Raw genomic sequence first — 1,558 nt, forward strand, 5'->3', positions numbered from 1 at the left:
GTCACGGCTTTCCAGCACGTTCATGCCGCCGAACAGCACCATGGGTTTGTCGTTGGCAATCTCGATGTCGCCGACGCGGATGATCTTCTGTGCCATCGGGGTTACGCCTTCTTCTGGTGTTGAGCCAACGCAGCTTTGACAAAACCGCTGAACAGCGGATGGCCATCGCGCGGCGTCGAGGTGAACTCAGGGTGGAACTGGCAAGCGACGAACCATGGGTGATCGGCCGCTTCAACCACTTCAACCAGCGCCGCGTCAGCGGAGCGACCGGAAATTTTCAGGCCGGCTTCGATCAGTTGTGGCAGCAGGTTGTTGTTCACTTCGTAACGGTGACGGTGACGCTCGACGATCACGTCCTTGCCGTAGCAGTCGTGCACCTTGGAGCCGGCCTCGAGCAGGCAGTCCTGAGCGCCGAGACGCATGGTGCCGCCCAGGTCGGACGATTCGGTACGCACTTCAACGGCACCGGTCGCGTCTTCCCACTCGGTGATCAGACCGACAACCGGATGGCCGCTGGCGCGATCGAACTCGGTGGAGTTGGCGTCTTTCCAGCCCATCACGTTACGGGCGAACTCGATGACCGCCACTTGCATGCCCAGGCAGATACCCAGGTACGGAACCTTGTTTTCCCGAGCGTACTGAACGGCGGTGATCTTGCCTTCCACGCCGCGCAGACCGAAGCCGCCCGGTACGAGGATCGCATCAACACCTTCGAGCAGCGCTGTGCCCTGGTTTTCGATGTCTTCGGAGTCGATGTAACGCAGGTTGACCTTGGTGCGATTGCTGATGCCGGCATGACTCATCGCTTCGATCAGCGACTTGTAGGCGTCCAGCAGTTCCATGTACTTGCCGACCATGGCGATGGTCACTTCGTGTTCCGGGTTCAGCTTGGCGTCAACCACGGCTTCCCACTCGGACAGATCCGCGCTGCCGCATTGCAGGCCGAAACGCTCGACAACGAAATCGTCCAGACCCTGCGAGTGCAGGATGCCCGGGATCTTGTAAATGGTGTCGGCGTCTTCGAGCGCAATCACTGCGCGCTCTTCAACGTTGGTGAACTGAGCGATCTTGCGACGCGACGAGATGTCGATCGGGTGATCGGAACGGCACACCAGCACGTCTGGCTGCAGGCCGATCGAGCGCAGCTCTTTTACCGAGTGCTGGGTTGGCTTGGTCTTGGTCTCGCCGGCGGTGGCGATGTACGGCACCAGTGTCAGGTGCATCAGCATCGCGCGCTTCGCGCCGACTTCGAAACGCAGTTGGCGGATCGCTTCGAGGAACGGTTGCGATTCGATGTCACCGACGGTGCCACCGATCTCGACCATTGCCACGTCAGCGTCGCCAGCACCCTTGATGATGCGGCGCTTGATTTCGTCGGTGATGTGCGGGATCACCTGAATGGTTGCACCCAGGTAGTCACCACGGCGCTCTTTGCGCAGCACGTGCTCGTAGACACGGCCGGTGGTGAAGTTGGTGTTCTGGGTCATGGTCGTGCGGCTGAACCGCGCGTAGTGGCCCAGGTCCAGGGGGGTCGCGGCGCCGGCGTGGGGGTGGATCG

At 61.2% G+C, this 1,558-nt stretch carries 1 protein-coding gene and 1 pseudogene; both read right to left on the reverse strand.

Annotation, left to right across the window (positions count from 1 at the left end; genetic code table 11):
• Positions 1-96: pseudogene (locus ACIF4X_RS28960) on the reverse strand (3-deoxy-8-phosphooctulonate synthase); the annotation flags it as partial.
• 5 nt (positions 97-101) lie between these two features.
• The coding region (locus ACIF4X_RS28965) for a CTP synthase (RefSeq protein WP_397484669.1) at positions 102-1,558 on the reverse strand (1,457 nt) is incomplete at its 5' end.

The organism is Pseudomonas sp. NPDC085632 (genome assembly GCF_044541255.1).
Taxonomy (GTDB): Bacteria; Pseudomonadota; Gammaproteobacteria; order Pseudomonadales; family Pseudomonadaceae; genus Aquipseudomonas.